Below are 15,569 nucleotides of genomic sequence, written 5' to 3'. Positions count from 1 at the left end.
ATGGACGGCAACGCACCCACCGGGCGTCACGCCCTCGAGCAGGCGCTCTACGAGGTGAAGCGGACGATCGTCGGGCAGGACGTGCTCGTCGAGCGCATGCTCGTCGCGCTGCTCGCCCGCGGGCACCTGCTCGTCGAGGGCGTGCCGGGGCTCGCGAAGACGATGGCGATCAGGACGCTCGCGCAGGCGATCGGCGGCGACTTCCAGCGCATCCAGTTCACTCCCGACCTCGTGCCAGCCGACCTCGTCGGCACGCGGATCTACAACCAGAAGGACGGCGAGTTCCAGGTCTCGCTGGGGCCGGTCTTCGCCAACCTCGTGCTCGCCGACGAGATCAACCGCGCGCCGGCGAAGGTGCAGAGCGCGCTGCTCGAGGTCATGCAGGAGCGGCAGGTGACGATCGGGCGCGAGACCTACCCGGCGCCGGACCCGTTCCTCGTCATGGCGACGCAGAACCCCATCGAGTCGGAGGGGACGTATGCGTTGCCCGAGGCGCAGGTCGACCGCTTCATGCTCAAGGTGCTCATCGGATACCCCTCTGCCGCAGAGGAGTTCGTCGTCGTCGAACGTCAGATCGCGTCCGCGGTCGCGACGGTGAAGGTGCTCGACCCCGACATGCTGCGCGACTTCCAGCGCGAGGCGGACGCCGTCTACGTCGACCCCGCGGTCATCGAGTATGCCGTCCGGCTGGCCACCGCGACGCGCGACCCCGCGAGCGCGGGGCGCGGAGACCTCGCCCGGCTGCTGACGTATGGCGCGAGCCCGCGGGCGTCGATCAACCTCGTGCTCGCGGGGCGGGCGCTGGCGTACCTTCGCGGGCGGGACTACGTGCTGCCGGGCGACGTGCGCGACCTCGCCCGCGACGTGCTGCGCCACCGGATCGTGCTGTCCTACGAGGCTCTTGCAGAGGACCTGTCGGCGGACGACCTGCTGACCCCGATCCTCGAGGCGGTGCCCGTGCCGACGGCTCCGCTGCGGGAGCGGTCGGGAGGCGTCCGGGGTGCGGCCGGACCGGGCGGCTTCGGTGCCGGCGCGGGTGGCAGCGCAGGTGGGGGCGGCGTCGGTGCGAGTGGCGGCGCCGGTGGCGATGTCGGTGGCGGTGACGTGACGTGGGCGCGACCGCCGGGCTGAGCGCCGAGAGCCTGCTGCGCCGCCTCGAGTGGAGGGTGGTGCGGCGGCTCGACGGGCGGCTCCAGGGCGACTATCGCACCTTCTTCCGCGGGTCGGGGATCGACTTCACCGACCTGCGCGAGTACGTGCCGGGCGACGACCTGCGCCACATCGAGTGGAACGTGACGGCGCGTCTCGACGAGCCCTACGTGCGCGAGTTCGTCGAGGACCGCGAGCTGACCGCGTGGCTGCTGCTCGACCACTCGGCGTCGATGGGCTTCGGACCGGTCGACCGGCAGAAGGACCTCGTGCTCGCCGAGGTGGCGACGACACTCGCCCACGTGCTGACTCGAGGCGGCAGCCGCGTCGGCGCGATCGTGCTCGACACCGGGGTCGACACGGTGATCGCGCCCGGGTCGGGCCGCAACCAGGTGCTCCGCATCGCCCACGACCTCCTGGCCCGTCGAACGTCGCGGGCCGGTGACCGCGCCCCGTCGGGATCCGTCACGGACCTCGGGACGATGCTCGCGGCGGCATACGGCATCGCGAAGCGGCGCTCGCTCGTGCTCGTCGTCTCGGACTTCATCACGGCCGACGGGTGGGAGGCTCCGCTCGGGCGGCTGGCGCGGCGCCACGAGGTCGTCGCGATCCAGGTCACCGACCCGCGCGAGAGCGAGCTCCCCGACGCGGGCGGGGTCTACGTCGAGGACGTCGAGACGGGTGAGCAGATCTTCGTCGACACGAGCGACGTCGCGTTCCGGGCGCGGCTCGCGGCGGCGGCGCAGGCGCGGCAGGCCGACCTCGAGGCGCGGGCGCGGCGGGCGGGCGTCGACCTCTATGCGGTGCGCACGGACGACGACCTCGTGCGGTCGCTCATGCGGATCTCCGAGCTGCGGCGTCGGAGACGGCGATGAGGGGCCGGGCATGAGGAGCCGGGCATGAGGAGCCGGACATGAGCGAGCTGTCGCTGACGTGGCCGTGGGCGCTGGTGGGGCTGCTCGTCGTGCCGCTGCTCGCCGCCGGCTACCGCCGGGTGCTGCGGGTGCAGGAGGGGCGCCGTCGCCAGCTGGCGGCGCAGGGTCTCGTCATCCCCGCGCCGCGAGGGCGGTGGCGCCACCTCGGGCCGGCCCTGCTCATCGCCGCCCTGGGCGTCATGGTGCTGTCGCTGACGCGACCGGTGGCCTCGGTCGCGGAACCGCGCCGGGAGGGCACCGTCGTGCTCGCCTTCGACGTGTCGAACAGCATGGCGGCGACGGACGTCAAGCCGTCGCGGCTCGAGGCGGCGAAGGCGGCCGCGCGCGCCTTCGTCGCGAAGCAGCCGTCCTCGGTGCGCATCGCGGTCGTGGCCTTCGGCGGGACGGGCCTCGTGACGCAGCGGCCGACGGAGGACCGTGCCGCGGTGCTCGCGGCGGTGGCGCGCCTCAAGCCTGCCGGTGACACCTCGCTCGCCGACGGGATCCTCGGCGGGCTGAGCGCGATCGTCGGCAAGCCGGTCAAGGCGCCGGGCGACGCCGAGAAGGGGACCGCCGACGAGACGCCGATCGGCTACCACGGCGGCACCGCGATCGTGCTGCTCACCGACGGCGAGGACACGACGGACGCCGGGCCGGCCGCAGTGGCCGAGCTCGCGTCGGCGGCGGGCGTGCGGATCGAGCCGATCGGCCTGGGAACGCCCGCCGGGACGACGATCGTCGTGGACGGCTTCAGCATGGCGACCGCCCTCGACGAGGCGCCGCTGCGGGCCGCTGCGGAGACCACCGGCGGGACGTACCGGCGGGCGTCTGACGCTGCGTCGCTGGCGGCGGTCTATGACGCCATCGAGCTGCAGTGGACGACGCGGACGGTGCCGCACGAGGTGACGTCGTGGGTGGCGGCGCTGGCGGCGCTGCTCCTGCTGGGCGGTGCGACGCTGTCGGTGCTCCGCCAGGGGCGGGTGGTCTGAGTGTCGTTCGGGGTGCCCCTGTTGCTCGTCACGGTGCTCTTCGTGCCGGTGCTGCTCGGGGTCTATGTATGGCAGCTTCGACGTCGGCGGCGGCAGGCGGTGCGCTTCTCGAACGTCGCGCTGCTGCGGGCGGCGGGGGCCGGATCGTCCTCGTGGCGGCGGCACGTGCCGGTCGCGTTGGTGCTGTGCGCCCTGGGTCTGCTGGGGCTGGCGAGTGCGCGGCCGACGGTGCGCGCCGAGGTGCCGACGTCGAGCGCGACGGTGATCCTCGCGCTCGACGTGTCGGGATCGATGTGCGCGACGGACGTGACGCCCAACCGGCTCGCGGCGGCGCAGGCTGCGGTGCGGTCGTTCGTGCAGGGGCAGGACGACGAGACGAAGGTGGGGCTCGTCGTCTTCTCCGGGTTCGCGCAGCTGGCGGTGGCCCCGACCGTGGACCGCGACGAGCTGCTGGCGGCGCTCGACGCGGTGACGACCGGCCGCGGGACGACGATCGGGGCGGCGATCCTGCGGTCCATCGACGCGATCGCCGAGGTGGACCCGAACGTCGCCCCCGCGGACGCGGTGGACGAGCCGACGACGGACGGGCCGGGGCTGGGCGAGCCCTCGCCCACCCCGAGTGCCGGGCCAGGGCCTGGGGCGGGGCCCGGGGCGGGCGGTGGCGCGGCCGCCGGGACGGTCGGCGTCGCCCCGGAGATCATCGTGCTGCTGACCGACGGTGCGAACACGCGCGGCGTGACGCCGGCCGCGGCTGCCGACCAGGCGGCGGCGCGAGGGGTGCGGGTCTATCCGATCGGCTTCGGCACGACGAACCCGACGCAGATGGCGTGCACGCGCGACCAGTACGGCGGCTTCCAGCCTCGGGCGCGCGACCTCGCCGGCTTCGGTGGTGGGTCGATGGGTGGGCGCAACTTCCTCGTCGTCGACGAGGCAGCGCTCAAGGGCGTCGCCCAGCGGACGGGCGGCGAGTACTTCGCCGCGACGGATGCCGAGGGACTGACGAAGGTGCTCGCCGACCTCCCCAAGCACGTCACCGTGGCCGAGCAGGACATCGACCTCAGCGCTGCGGTGGCCATGCTGGCTGCAGTCGTCCTCCTGGGGGGCGTGGCGATCTCGCTTCGTCGCTCGACGCGCTGAGCCGCGCACGGCAAGCGGTCGTGCTCACTCCCCGCGGATGCGCTCCGGCTTGAACACCACGAGCCCGAGCGCGACGAGGAGACCGCCGACGATGCCGACGACCAACCCGCGCTCGACGTTCTGCGTCAGAGCCCCGCCGAGGAGCCCGACGAGAGCCCCGATCGACGCGCACCCGGTGAACGTGGCGATGACCTTGACCCAGAAGGGCGACTGCACCTGACCAGCCATGGCGCTACCCTAGCCGCGACGTCGACCGTGAAGGACGGGGTCGCGCGTCAGCCGGCTTCGACCGCAGGCAGGATCTCCTCCTTGAGCACCTTGAGGTCGTCGAGCGTCTTGGACACCGGCACGTCGGTGAAGGGCGGCCAGATGAGCGGCATCGTCAGGCCGACGTCGCGCAGCCGCTTGAGGTTGTCGGTGATCTGCTGCTTGGTGCCGATGAGGATGTTGCTGCCCTTGCCGGCGAAGGTCTGGTCGCTCGGCTCGTCGGTGATGACGAACCAGTACATCGAGCACAGGTCGAGCGGGGCCAGGGCGTCGGCCTGGTCGAGCTTGTCGAGCTCCTCCTTGATCGCCTTCTGCCAGCCCGCGAGCTCGTCCCAGTGGTCCTGGATGCCGATCCACCCGGCGAGGTTGTACTTCGAGATGCGCAGCGCCGAGCGCTTCGGGTCGCGCAGGCCGCTGAAGTAGATCGGCGGGTGCGGCTTCTGCACCGGCTTCGCCCCGAACCCGCAGCGGTCGAAGTCGGCGAACTCGCCGTGGTACTCGAAGAGGTCGTTGGTCCAGATGCCCTGCATGATCTCGATCGTCTCGCGCACGTGCGTGTGCCGCCGCGGGAAGATGTCCGTCGCACTCGCTGCCGCGAACTCCTCTGGCATCCAGCCGGATCCGACGCCGACGTTGAGCCGGCCACCCGACAGGTGGTCGACGGTCGCGAGCTCGGCAGCCAGCACGCCGGGGGCGCGGTAGGGCGTGTCGATGATGCTCATGCCGATGCGCACCTTCGACGTCTTCGCCGCGAGCCACGGGATGAGCGGCCACCCCTGCAGCCACTCTCCGCGAGACGACACCGGCAGCTGCTTCGGGAACTCGGCCATCATGCCGAAGGAGTACTGCAGCTCCCCGCGGTCGGAGGCCTCCGGCACGACGATGCGGTCGAGCGTCCACACCGAGTCGAAGTCGAGGTCCTCGGCGAGGGCCGTGAGGTCCTCGAGCTCCTTGACCGTCACCTTGTCGCGGAAGTTGGGCAGGTAGAGAGCGAGTTTCATGAAGGACAGCCTCCTGACGCCGTTGTCATGGATGGAGCGGTCGATCACGCCTCGGGTTGGTGCACGTACGCGTGCCGAACCGATGGGGTGAATGTAACCCGGCAGACGGCCCGGGGGAATGCGATCAGGCGCCCGAGCCCGGTTCCTTGCCGGCGTCGGTCGCCGACAGCTGCTCGCGCAGCTCCCGTTTGAGCACTTTGCCGTAGTTGTTCGTCGGCAGCGCGTCGACGACGCGGTAGTCCTTGGGTCGCTTGTAGCGCGCGATGCGCTCGAGGCACGTCCGGTCGAGCTCCTCTGGGGTCGGCGGCGCGGCGTCGTCCATCGGCACGACGAAGGCGACGACCGACTCCCCCCACTCCTCGTCGGCCCGCCCCACGACGGCTGCGGCCCGCACACCCGGGTGGTGGAGCAGCGCCTCCTCGACCTCGCGCGGATAGATGTTCATCCCCCCGCTGATGATGAGGTCCTTCGCGCGGTCGCGCAGCGTGAGGTAGCCCTCGTCGTCGAAGCTGCCCATGTCGCCGGTGTGCAGCCACCCGCCGCGCAGCGTCTCGGCGCTCGCCTCGGGCGCATCCCAGTAGCCGGCCATGACGACCGCGCCGCGCACGACGACCTCCCCGACCTCGCCCACCGGGACCGGCCCGTCGTCACCGTCCACGACGCCCACCTCGACGTCCGTGCGCGGGAAGCCCACGCTCTGCAACCTGTCGCGCCACCGCGGGTGGTCGCGCTCGGCGTGGTCGGCCTTCGACAGCGCCGTGATCGTCATCGGTGTCTCGCCCTGCCCGTAGATCTGGGCGAGCTTGGGACCGAACGCATCGAGCGCGTCCTCGAGGTCGGCGAGGTACATCGGCGCGCCGCCGTAGATGATCGTCTTGAGGTGCGCCCGGGCGGCCTCCGCGACCACCGGGTCCGCGGCGAGCCGCTTGACCATCGTCGGCGCCGCGAAGAACGACGTGCCCGGCCACCGACCGAGCAGCGCCGCCAGCTCCGCCGGGTCGACGCCACCGCTCTCCGGCAGCACGCTCGTCGCCCCGCGTGCCACGTGCGGCAGGCCGTAGAGCCCCGACCCGTGCGACAGCGGTGCCGCGTGCAGGATCGCGTCCTGCGGCGCGACCGCGTCGATGTCGGCGAAGTAGCTGAGTGAGGCCATGAGCAGGTTGCCCGCCGTCAGCGTCGCCCCCTTGGGGCGCCCCGTGGTGCCACTCGTGTAGAAGAGCCAGGCCGGGCTGTCGGTGCCGAGGTCGGCAACGGGAACCATTGCCGCAGAGGCGATCCGGTCCCATCGATCCCCGGGAGTGACGACCACCTCGCGCAGCGTGTCGACGCTCTCGACGAGGGGCGCGAGGTCCTCTGCGTGCTCCTCGTCGGTCAGCACGACGCTCGTCCGGCTGTGCCCGAGGATGTAGGCGAACTCGTGCGGGTGCAGCCGCGCGTTGACGGGCACGGCGACCAGCCCGGCGTGCCACACGGCATACATCGCCTCGAGGTATGCCGGCCGGTTGCGCATGACGATGGCGACGCGGTCGCCGGGCGCCAGGCCGAGCTCCCCCCGGAGGCCGCCGGCGAGGCTCGCCGTGCGGGCCGCCCAGGCGCCCCACGTCGCGTGCACCCGTTCGCCCTCGGCGATGGCGGGCTCGTCCCGGCGACGACGCCCGTGGCGCTCCACCCACACGGCCGGGTTCATCTGACCTCCCAAGCGTCGACGCTGACGACGAGGCCGCGGCCTGCCGAGCACCGCGGGACGTGCTCATCGTAGGTCGGTCCCACCCCGTCCGGTATGCCGTGAGCGACGTCCGAGCCCCCCCGTGGAGTCCTACGCTGGTGGCGTCTCCCCCGGCACGATCGAGGACCACATGACTGCCATCCCCCGACTCGCATGCGTGGTCCGGCGATGAGGCTCGCCCCCGACGAGGCGATGGCCCGTCTCGTCGCCGCCGACCACGGCATCCTCTGCACCGTGCACGCCACACGCGGGGTCGACGCGGTGCCGTGCGTCTTCGCCGTCGACGCCGACGGCTCCGTCGGCATCCCTGTCGACCGCGTCAAGCCGAAGTCGTCGAGCCGGCTCCAACGTGAGCGCAACCTCGAGTCCGACTCGCGTGCAACGCTGCTCGTCGAGCACTGGGACCGCGTGTACTGGTCGCGGCTGTGGTGGGTCCGGGCCTCGCTGGTGTGGGAGCCCCACCCGTCTGCCGAGCGCGAGGAGGGGCTCGCAGCCCTGCTGGCGGAGCGCTACGAGCAGTACCGCGACCGCCCCTTCGACCGCGTCCACGTGCTGCGGGTCGTCCAGGTCACCGGCTGGGCCGCGACCTAGAACGCCGCGCGACCCCTCGTGCTAGACGGAATCCCATGCGGCTGGGGCGAGCTCGTCGAGCACACGCTCCGCGTAGTCCGTGGCCCCCGCAGTGTCGACACCGGCCCCGACGACCCGTGGTGAGAGGTTGAGGTCGACGAAGACCTCGGTCACGCCCTGCGCCCGCAGGGCCCGCAGGTCGTCGTGCACCTGCGCCACGCTGCCGTGGAAGGGCCGGCGCCCCGGCCCCGCCCCGGCGTCGTGCAGGTCGACGACGACCCGCACGAGAGTGCGCAGCGCCGCCGGGTCACGCCCGGCGGCCCGCGCCCCGTCGCGCACGATCTCGATGTCGCGGCCGATCCCGGCGAGGTCGTGGGTGCTCGACCCGATCCACCCCTGCGAGAGTCGCCCCGCCCGGCGCAGCGCCGCCTCCGCCGTCCCGCCGAGCAGCACCGGAGGGTGCGGCTGCTGCACCGGCAGCGGCCCCAGGTGCGATCTCGGCACGGTGTAGAACTCGCCCGCGAACTCGACGGGGTCCTGCGTCCACAGCGCGTGCAGGCAGCGGAGGTACTCCTCCATCCGCGCACCGCGCCGCTCGAGCGGCACCCCCGCGGCGGCATACTCCTGCGGCAGCCAGCCGATGCCGAGCCCGACCGTCAGGCGGCCACCCGTCACGACGTCGAGCGAGGCCATCGTCTTGGCGAGCAGCGCCGGCGCGGTGAACGGCGCGCAGATCGTCGCCGTCCCGAGCCCGATGCGCTCCGTGTGCCCGGCGACGTGCGCGAGCGCCACGACAGGGTCGAGCACCGAGCGGTGCGCGGGTCCGAGACTGCCGTCAGCGGGCCAGAGCACGCGCTGGAAGGTCCAGAGCGACGCATACCCCAGCTCCTCGGCGCGGCGGGCGACACGACGCATCGTCTCGGGCGTCGCCCAGCTGCCCGAGACGGGCAGTCCGAAGCCGAGCAGCGGCATCTCACCGGCCATTCGCCCACTGTGTCAGCCGGCTGGGGATGCGGCCAGACCGGCAGGCGGCGGGTCGAGCGCGCCACATCGCGTCGTCGCGGCGGTGGAGCTCGGCCGCCCGGCGGGTGACCATGGCAACAGGCCACGACGAGGTGGCCCCGACCACTGGAGGACCCCGTGACGACGTCCGACACGCTTCGCCGCCCGCCCTACGACCCCGAGCTCGCAGCCGCCCTCTCCGTCATCGGCGAGCAGCTGCCCCCGACGCTGACACCCGAGATGATCCCGCTCATGAGGCAGGCGCCCCTCGCCGTGCCGGTGGAGCAGGTGCTCGAGGGTCGCCCCATCACGCACGAGGAGTTCACCGTGCCGGGCTACGACGGGGCCGAGATCGTCGTGTCGGTCTTTCGCCGCACCGACCACGTCGCAGGCGGCCCGGCCGTCTTCCACATCCACGGCGGCGGCATGATCATCGGCGACCGCTTCACCGGGGTCGAGGCGTGCGTCGAGTGGGTCGAGCGCTACGACGCCGTCGTCGCCAGCGTCGAGTACCGCCTGGCGCCCGAGCACCCGGACCCCGTGCCCGTCGAGGACTGCTACGCGGGACTCCAGTGGTTCGTCGCGCAGGCGGACGAGCTCGGCTTCGACGCCGGTCGCGTCGTCGTGGGGGGCGCCAGCGCGGGTGGCGGGCTCTCCGCCGGCGTCGCGCTCCTCTGCCGCGACCGTGGCGGTCCGGCGCTGCTCGCGCAGCTGCTCATGTGCCCGATGCTCGACGACCGCAACGAGACGGTGAGCTCGCACCAGTACGTCGGGATCGGCGTCTGGGACCGCGGCTCCAACGACACCGGCTGGGACGCCTACCTCGGCGACCGGCGTGGCACCGACGACGTGTCGATCTATGCCGCGCCCTCGCGCGCCACCGACCTGTCCGGCCTGCCGCCGGCCTTCATCGACGTGGGCTCGGCCGAGGTCTTCCGCGACGAGGACATCGCCTACGCCACGCAGATCTGGGCCGACGGCGGCGTCGCCGAGCTGCACGTGTGGCCCGGCGCCTTCCACGGCTTCCAGATGCTCGGCGGCGCGTCGACCCTCGCGCGGGTCTCGCTCGAGGTCCAGCAGGGCTGGCTCGACCGCATCCTCGGGCACGTGCTGGGCGACGTCTGATCGCGTATGCCGTCCGGCGGGCTCCACGGGTCGCTGACCGTCGTGGGGCCCCCCTCGTGGCGAGCGCACCTACGATGGTGAGAACCCCACACCCCAAGGACGCCAGGTGCAGGAGCTCGTCGGCCGGCTGACCTCCCTCGACCCGGAGGCCAGCGAGACGCTGAAGGTCATCACGTACTTCGACCACCTCGTCGAGGGCCGTGTCGGCGTCGAGACGATGGTGCGCGGAGCGGCGCTGCTGTCAGGCACCGTCGCCGGTCTCACGCGAGGCGGTAGGACGATCCGCATCGACCCGTCGGGGGCTCGGCTCGCGGACGCCGCGGCACCCAGCGAGCCGGGCATGCCTGCGGCGTCTGGCGATTCGGCCGTCTGGCCCAAGCGAGACGGCGGCGACGGTGTCGTCGTCTGGCTCGAGCGCACCGGACCGGCGCACGCCAACGACGCGATGGTGCTCGAACGCCTCGCCCACTCGGTCCTGGTGAGCAGTGCAGGCACGGCCGGCGACGGCGTCGCACGACAGTCGCTCGAGGTGCTCCTCGACCCGGGCTCGGCCCGCACCGACCGTGAGCGAGCCGCCGCACGACTGGGTCTCGAGCCGCGCACCCTGCTCACCGTCGTCGCCACGGGCGGCGCGTCGGCTCCCGGCACCCCGGGGGCCGCGAGCACCCCGAGCACCGCGGGGGCCGTGCTTGCCTCGGCGCGGATGGCGACGGCATACGGCCTCGTGACGGCCAGCCTGGTGCGCGGCGATCCCGCTGCAACCGGCGTGCCGACCGCCCGGTGCGGTGTCGGCACGCCGGTCACGGTCGACCACCTGTCGCGGTCATGGTCCGAGGCACTGCTGGCGCTGCGCGTGACGACCGACCGCGAGCCGTGGGTGCGGATCGAGGACCTCGGCCTGCTCGCACAGGCGGTCGAGGCCGCCGACCACGCGTCGTCCCCACCGGCCGACGTGGCCGGTGTCGAGCGGGCCGTCGCGCACGGCTGGTCGCTCGAGGCGCTGGCGTCGCTCGCCGACGCCGAGAGCGTCCGAGCCGTGGCGCGGGCGGCGGGCCTGCACCACTCGACCCTGCAGGCCCGACTGGCTGACCTGCCGCGGCACCTCGGCTTCGACGCCGCCACCGGACGGGGACGGGCGCGGCTGCACACCGCCCTCATCGTCAGGCGCGCCGCGAACGCGCGCTTCGGCTGACCGGGGACGTCGGGCGGCGCTCAGTCGCCGGGCGCCTCGGGGCCCTCGGAGATCTGGCGGAGGGTGGAGACCACCGTGACCTCCGGCCAGTGCTCGGCGTGCAGCTCGGCGAACTTCTGCTGGTCGGCCACGGCCTCCTCGAGAGTGTCGTACTGCAGCAGGGACCAGCCGCCGATGACCTCCTTCGACTCGGCGTACGGACCGTCGACCCGTGTGATCTCCCCGCCGCTGACGACGAAGTTCACGGCATCCTCCGTGCCGTACAGACCGCCCCCGTCGAGGAACACGCCGGCGGCGGCCCGCTCGCCGATGTGGACGTCCATCGCGTCGAACAGTGACTGCGGCGGCGTGCCGATGCCCTCTTGCATCCTCACAAAACCCATGAAACGCGGCATGTCGTTCTCCCTATTGCTTGTTTCGGTGTCCTTCGTACTCGTACTCGCACTCGTACGTCGACCGGCTGTGGCGCTCTTCGACACCCACCTCAGGTCTTTTTCGCACGCCTCGGACCGGGTCTCAGCGGTCAGCTGCGGTGCGCACCCAGAGGGCCAGCTCGGTTCGCGAGCGCAAGCCCAGCTTCGCGAGGGCGCTCCGCACGTGGGACTCGACCGTGCGGACCGACAGGAAGAGACCGTCGGCAATCTGCTGGTTGGTCCGTGCGTCGGCGACCAGCCGGGCCACCTCGAGCTCACGGGCCGTGAGCCGGCCTGCCTCACCGTCCGGCGCGAGCGCAGCGAGGAGACGTGTGGCCTCGTCGAGCGGCCCCGGCATGTCGAGGGCGCGGAGCTCCTCGGCCGCGGCCGCGGCCAACGCACGGACGGACGGCGACGAGGATGCAGTGGTCGGGCCCGTCGGGGCCGTCGGGGCCGACGGGGCCGACGGGGCCGACGGGGCCGACGGGGCCGACGGGGCCGACAGGCGCGACCGGCTCGCCCCGCCCGACAGGCACTGCGCCCAGCGCAGCCGCGACAGGGCGACGAAGGGACGAGCGCCCAGGCGCAGGTCGGCGTCGATCGCGCGGCGGAAGTGGCCAGCGGCCACGTCGAGGTCGCCGGCGGCGAGCGCGAGCGTGCCGACGAGGTACTCGTTCGAGCCGTGGGCGAAGGGACTCCCGCCACCGTCAGCGGAGCCCCAGTGCGCGACCGGGGCCAGCAGGGCATGGCAGCGATGCGCCAGCTCGGAGTCACCGACTGCCGCTCCCGTGAGGCCGATCTGGCCGATGGTGCCCATCCATCGGGGGCCGAGCGGCATCCGACCCGGCAGGTCGCGCAACGGCGCGAGGACGGCCACGGCCCGGTCGCGCTCGCCCACCAGCACCAGGGTCTGGGCGATCGAGGCGCGCAGGATCGGGATCGGAGGAGCGCCTCTCTCCATGAGCGGTAGCGCCCCCTCGGGCACGTCACTCGGGTCCCCGCGCAGGAGGGCCAGCTGGATGCGGAGGGCATGGCACATGCCGACCATGGATGCGTCACCCACGCGCTCCGCGATCTGCAGGCCTGCGTCGGATTCCCTACGCGCCTCCTCGAAGGCGCCGATCAGGGCTGCCAGGGCAGCGCGCAGACGGTGGGCGTGCCAGCGCCCGACCGGTGAGGAACGGTGCGCCGCAACGCGGTCGACCTCCTCGATCGACCGGTTCAGTGCACCGAGATCTCCACGCTGCAGGGCGATCTCGCACTGCCACAGGTGTCCCCAGAGGCCGCCCATGGCCGTGCTGGAGGTGCGCCCCAGCTCGACCGCGCGCCCGGCGAGCACCGTGCGCTCCTCGATCGCCTGCGGGTAGGACAGGACGTAGTGGCGCGCGGCGATGGCCTCGAGCTCGGCCTGGGCCGAGCCCGATCGGCGAGCGAGGTCAAGGGCGCCGGCCGACAGCGGTCCGGCGCTCTCGTCGACCGCCTCGTCCGCAGCAGCCACGGCCATGAGGCACATCAGCCCGGACCGCTCGGCCAGCCGGTCTTCCGGGATGAGCGCCAACGCGCGTCGGCAGAGCCGGCCGGCGACCTGTGCGGTCTCGACGGACCCGATCCCTTGCGGCACGAGGGCAGCCCGCGCCATGAGGTCCGGGCGCCCCGCCGCCTCCGCCACGTCGACGGCCTCGACGCACGAGGCGACTGCGTCGGGCACGAAGTTGGCCAGCCACTCGTAGCGCGCCAGCTCGACCAGCCGCTCGGCAAGGTCCGCTCCCTCCGCACCCAGGCGCCGCGCGTGGCGCAGGCTCATCCGGGCGAAGGCCACCGCCTCCTCGTGGGCGCGAGCAGCGGCTGCCTGCGCTGCCGCGGCGCGCGCACCGTCCCGGCAGCGCGTCGATGCCTCGGACGTGCCGGCCCGGTCCCAGTGAGCGGCGCTCGGGCCCGCGAGCAGCGCGTCGCCGGTCGCCTCCATCGCTGCGGCGATGGAGGCCTCGGCGGTCGCTCGCTCCTGAGGGTCGGTGTGGGCGACGACCGCGTCGCGCACGAGTGCGTGAACGAACGACAGGCCCGTCGGACCGTGCTGCAGCAGCCCCGCCCGGGTGGCCGCGGCGATGTGGTCGCTGACGACCGGGACCGTCCGGCCCACGGCCGCGGCCAGCAGAGTCGGCGAGAGCCGCTCGGACATCAGCGCTGCGGTGGCGATGGTGTGCCGGGCCTCGTCGGTCAGCCGGAGGAAGGGCGCCACGAGCAGGCCCCGCATCCGGCTCCGCTCGGCCAGCACGTCGTCGAGGCTGCCCGACGGCGGCGGTGCCTCGGACGTCAGGACGCGGATGTAGAACGGGTTGCCGTCGGTCCGGCCCACGAGGTCGTCGGCGAGCCGGCACCAGGGCGCCGTCCTCTCGTCGCTCGCCAGCCACTGCGCCACCTCGTGAGAGGTCAGCCCCCGCAACGCGACCGACTCGGCTGCGCTCCCTCGCAACAGGTCCGGCAGCGCACGACCGAACGGCGTCGACGGGTCGTCCCGGGCCGTCGCCACGACGAGCACCGGGAACGACGCGAGGTCGAGGGCGACGTGTCGCAGCAGGGCCACCGACAGCGAGTCGGCCCAGTGCAGGTCCTCGAGGAGGATCAGCAGCCCCGACGTGCCAGCGGCCCGCCGCAGCCCCTCGGCCACGGCCTCGCTGACACCGAAACGCACCGCGTCGTCGTCGAGGTCGGGGACGGTCACGGTCGCGAGCACCGCCTCCAGCTCCGGGATCCGCGTGCCGACCCGGCGCCACGGCCACAGCACGGGCGCACCCGGGTCGTCGACGGCATACCCGTGAGCGACCTGCACGCCCAGGGTCGCCGCCCGCCGCCGGGCGACGTCGGCAAGCGACGTCTTGCCGATGCCGCTCTCACCCGTCACGAGCACGAGTCCGCCGCGGCCCGCCGCCGCGGCGGCGAGCGCCTCGTCGATGACGGCGAGCTGTTCGGAGCGACCGACGAGCGCGACCACGAGGCGAGTATCCCGCTCGGGAGCGCTGCACGTCGCCCGGTTTCAGTGGCGACCTCCGTGTCTCCACTGACGCGCGACCCGCACCCCGAGCGGCACGGTGGTCGTATCGCCCGACGGGGCCGCCGAGGGGCCGGTCCGGGGCAGCCAACCCGAGGAGTCACCATGCACGCCCAGCTCGTCATCTTCGACGGACCGCAGTCGCCCGAGCTGCTCGCGGCCGCCGAGCTCGCCGACTCGCAACGCATCACGCCGCTCATCGAGGCTCACGCGCGCATCCGCGACGACATCGTCGCGCGCTACGACCTGCGCCAGCCCGACGGCGGACGCGCCTTGCTCATCGTCACCGGGTCCGAGGACACCCTCGATGCCCTGGCCGAGCTCATCATGACGTCCGACCTCGTCCCCGGCGAGGACCCGGCGCTGCTGCCGGGGCCATCCCGGGCCGAGCGCTACACCGTGGCCGAGGCGTTCGTCGCGGAGACGGCAGGTGCGCGATGAGCAGCCAGGCCGACAAGGCCCTGCGACCTACCGCCGTCCCCGCCGGGAGGTGGACCGTCGGCGGGCCCGCGAGCACGGCGCGCTTCGCCATCCGGGACAAGCTCATCCACACCGTCCGGGGCAGTCTGCCCGTGACGGGGGGTGACGCCGTGACGGATGCCGCCGGGCAGGTCGTCAGCGCCAGGGTCGAGCTCGACGCGGCCGGCATCATGACCGGCAACGCCCGCCGCGACCGCGACGTGCAGGGTCGCCGTTTCCTCGACGCCGAGTCCCACCCACGCATCGTCGTCGAGGCCGAGACGACCACGACGAGCGGCGGCGGATGGGCCGTGCGCGCTCGCCTGTCGGCCCGCGGCGCCACCTGCCCCGTCGACCTCGAGGTCACGCCGATGACGATCGAGGGCGAGCGCGTGCGGATGCACGTGACCGGACACCTCGACCGCACCGGCCTGGGTATGCGGGTGCCGACCTTCGTCATCGGACGCGACGTCGAGCTCGACGTCGACCTCGACTTCACGCGCCTCTGAGCCCGCGCGGCGGGCTCGCGGGAGGGTGGGGCCCGCGAGTCCGCGCGTTCGGAGCGCCAGGCGCTGC

15 protein-coding genes are annotated in these 15,569 nt (G+C 73.2%); 9 read left to right on the top strand and 6 right to left on the bottom strand.

Annotation, left to right across the window (positions count from 1 at the left end):
- The 4 genes from FBY41_RS22745 to FBY41_RS22730 are packed head-to-tail and all read left to right on the top strand — an operon-like array spanning nucleotide 1 to nucleotide 4,189.
- Nucleotides 1-1,131, top strand: coding sequence for an AAA family ATPase (locus FBY41_RS22745; RefSeq protein WP_141847541.1), 1,131 nt, complete (start codon nucleotides 1-3; stop codon nucleotides 1,129-1,131).
- Nucleotides 1,110-2,024 carry a DUF58 domain-containing protein gene (locus FBY41_RS22740; protein WP_141847539.1) on the top strand — a complete coding sequence of 305 codons (915 nt, stop codon included), beginning with the start codon at nucleotides 1,110-1,112 and terminating at the stop codon, nucleotides 2,022-2,024. Before FBY41_RS22745 ends, FBY41_RS22740 begins: the two co-directional genes overlap by 22 nt.
- Nucleotides 2,025-2,062: 38 nt before the next feature.
- Nucleotides 2,063-3,052, top strand: coding sequence for a VWA domain-containing protein (locus FBY41_RS22735; RefSeq protein WP_141847537.1), 990 nt, complete (start codon nucleotides 2,063-2,065; stop codon nucleotides 3,050-3,052).
- The gene (locus FBY41_RS22730; RefSeq protein WP_141847536.1) at nucleotides 3,053-4,189 is read left to right on the top strand and encodes a VWA domain-containing protein; all 1,137 of its coding nucleotides are present in this window, start codon (nucleotides 3,053-3,055) and stop codon (nucleotides 4,187-4,189) included.
- Nucleotides 4,190-4,213: 24 nt separating this feature from the next.
- On the opposite strand, the gene FBY41_RS22725 is transcribed toward FBY41_RS22730, so the two are convergent.
- The 3 genes from FBY41_RS22725 to FBY41_RS22715 all read right to left on the bottom strand — a co-directional run bounded on the left by FBY41_RS22725 (nucleotide 4,214) and on the right by FBY41_RS22715 (nucleotide 7,144).
- Nucleotides 4,214-4,417, bottom strand: coding sequence for a hypothetical protein (locus tag FBY41_RS22725; protein WP_141847534.1), 204 nt, complete (start codon nucleotides 4,415-4,417; stop codon nucleotides 4,214-4,216).
- A 47-nt stretch (nucleotides 4,418-4,464) separates the two neighbouring features.
- Nucleotides 4,465-5,457 (bottom strand): LLM class flavin-dependent oxidoreductase, encoded by a 993-nt coding sequence (locus tag FBY41_RS22720; protein ID WP_141847532.1) that lies wholly within the window; start codon nucleotides 5,455-5,457, stop codon nucleotides 4,465-4,467.
- Nucleotides 5,458-5,581: 124 nt separating this feature from the next.
- Complete coding sequence (locus FBY41_RS22715; RefSeq protein WP_141847530.1) at nucleotides 5,582-7,144, bottom strand: AMP-binding protein; 1,563 nt, start codon at nucleotides 7,142-7,144, stop codon at nucleotides 5,582-5,584.
- A gap of 207 nt (nucleotides 7,145-7,351) precedes the next feature.
- Here FBY41_RS22715 and FBY41_RS22710 point away from each other — a divergent pair, with 207 nt between their 5' ends.
- Entirely contained in the window at nucleotides 7,352-7,774 is a 423-nt protein-coding gene (locus FBY41_RS22710) for a hypothetical protein (protein ID WP_141847528.1), read from the top strand.
- A gap of 21 nt (nucleotides 7,775-7,795) precedes the next feature.
- Here the strand turns inward: FBY41_RS22710 and FBY41_RS22705 are convergent, their stop codons facing one another.
- On the bottom strand, nucleotides 7,796-8,737 hold the full coding sequence (locus FBY41_RS22705) for a TIGR03619 family F420-dependent LLM class oxidoreductase (RefSeq protein WP_141847526.1): 942 nt from the start codon (nucleotides 8,735-8,737) through the stop codon (nucleotides 7,796-7,798).
- A gap of 156 nt (nucleotides 8,738-8,893) precedes the next feature.
- Between FBY41_RS22705 and FBY41_RS22700 the strand changes: the two genes are divergently transcribed.
- Nucleotides 8,894-9,880: an alpha/beta hydrolase gene (locus FBY41_RS22700; protein WP_260439984.1), complete on the top strand. Its 987-nt coding sequence runs from the start codon at nucleotides 8,894-8,896 to the stop codon at nucleotides 9,878-9,880.
- A gap of 106 nt (nucleotides 9,881-9,986) precedes the next feature.
- Nucleotides 9,987-11,072, top strand: a complete 1,086-nt coding sequence (locus tag FBY41_RS22695; protein ID WP_141847524.1) for a helix-turn-helix domain-containing protein — start codon at nucleotides 9,987-9,989, stop codon at nucleotides 11,070-11,072.
- A 20-nt stretch (nucleotides 11,073-11,092) separates the two neighbouring features.
- On the opposite strand, the gene FBY41_RS22690 is transcribed toward FBY41_RS22695, so the two are convergent.
- Nucleotides 11,093-11,467 carry a YciI family protein gene (locus tag FBY41_RS22690; RefSeq protein ID WP_141847522.1) on the bottom strand — a complete coding sequence of 125 codons (375 nt, stop codon included), beginning with the start codon at nucleotides 11,465-11,467 and terminating at the stop codon, nucleotides 11,093-11,095.
- A gap of 121 nt (nucleotides 11,468-11,588) precedes the next feature.
- Nucleotides 11,589-14,477 carry a helix-turn-helix transcriptional regulator gene (locus tag FBY41_RS24200; RefSeq protein ID WP_141847520.1) on the bottom strand — a complete coding sequence of 963 codons (2,889 nt, stop codon included), beginning with the start codon at nucleotides 14,475-14,477 and terminating at the stop codon, nucleotides 11,589-11,591.
- Nucleotides 14,478-14,639: 162 nt separating this feature from the next.
- On the opposite strand from FBY41_RS24200, the gene FBY41_RS22680 reads away from it, so the two are divergent.
- Nucleotides 14,640-14,975, top strand: a complete 336-nt coding sequence (locus FBY41_RS22680; RefSeq protein ID WP_141847518.1) for a hypothetical protein — start codon at nucleotides 14,640-14,642, stop codon at nucleotides 14,973-14,975.
- Entirely contained in the window at nucleotides 14,972-15,502 is a 531-nt protein-coding gene (locus FBY41_RS22675) for a YceI family protein (protein WP_141847516.1), read from the top strand. Before FBY41_RS22680 ends, FBY41_RS22675 begins: the two co-directional genes overlap by 4 nt.
- Nucleotides 15,503-15,569 lie beyond the last annotated feature (67 nt).

This window comes from Humibacillus xanthopallidus (genome assembly GCF_006716675.1).
In the GTDB taxonomy this organism is placed as follows: domain Bacteria; phylum Actinomycetota; class Actinomycetes; order Actinomycetales; family Dermatophilaceae; genus Humibacillus; species Humibacillus xanthopallidus_B.
This window is presented reverse-complemented; position numbering and strand designations above follow the sequence as displayed.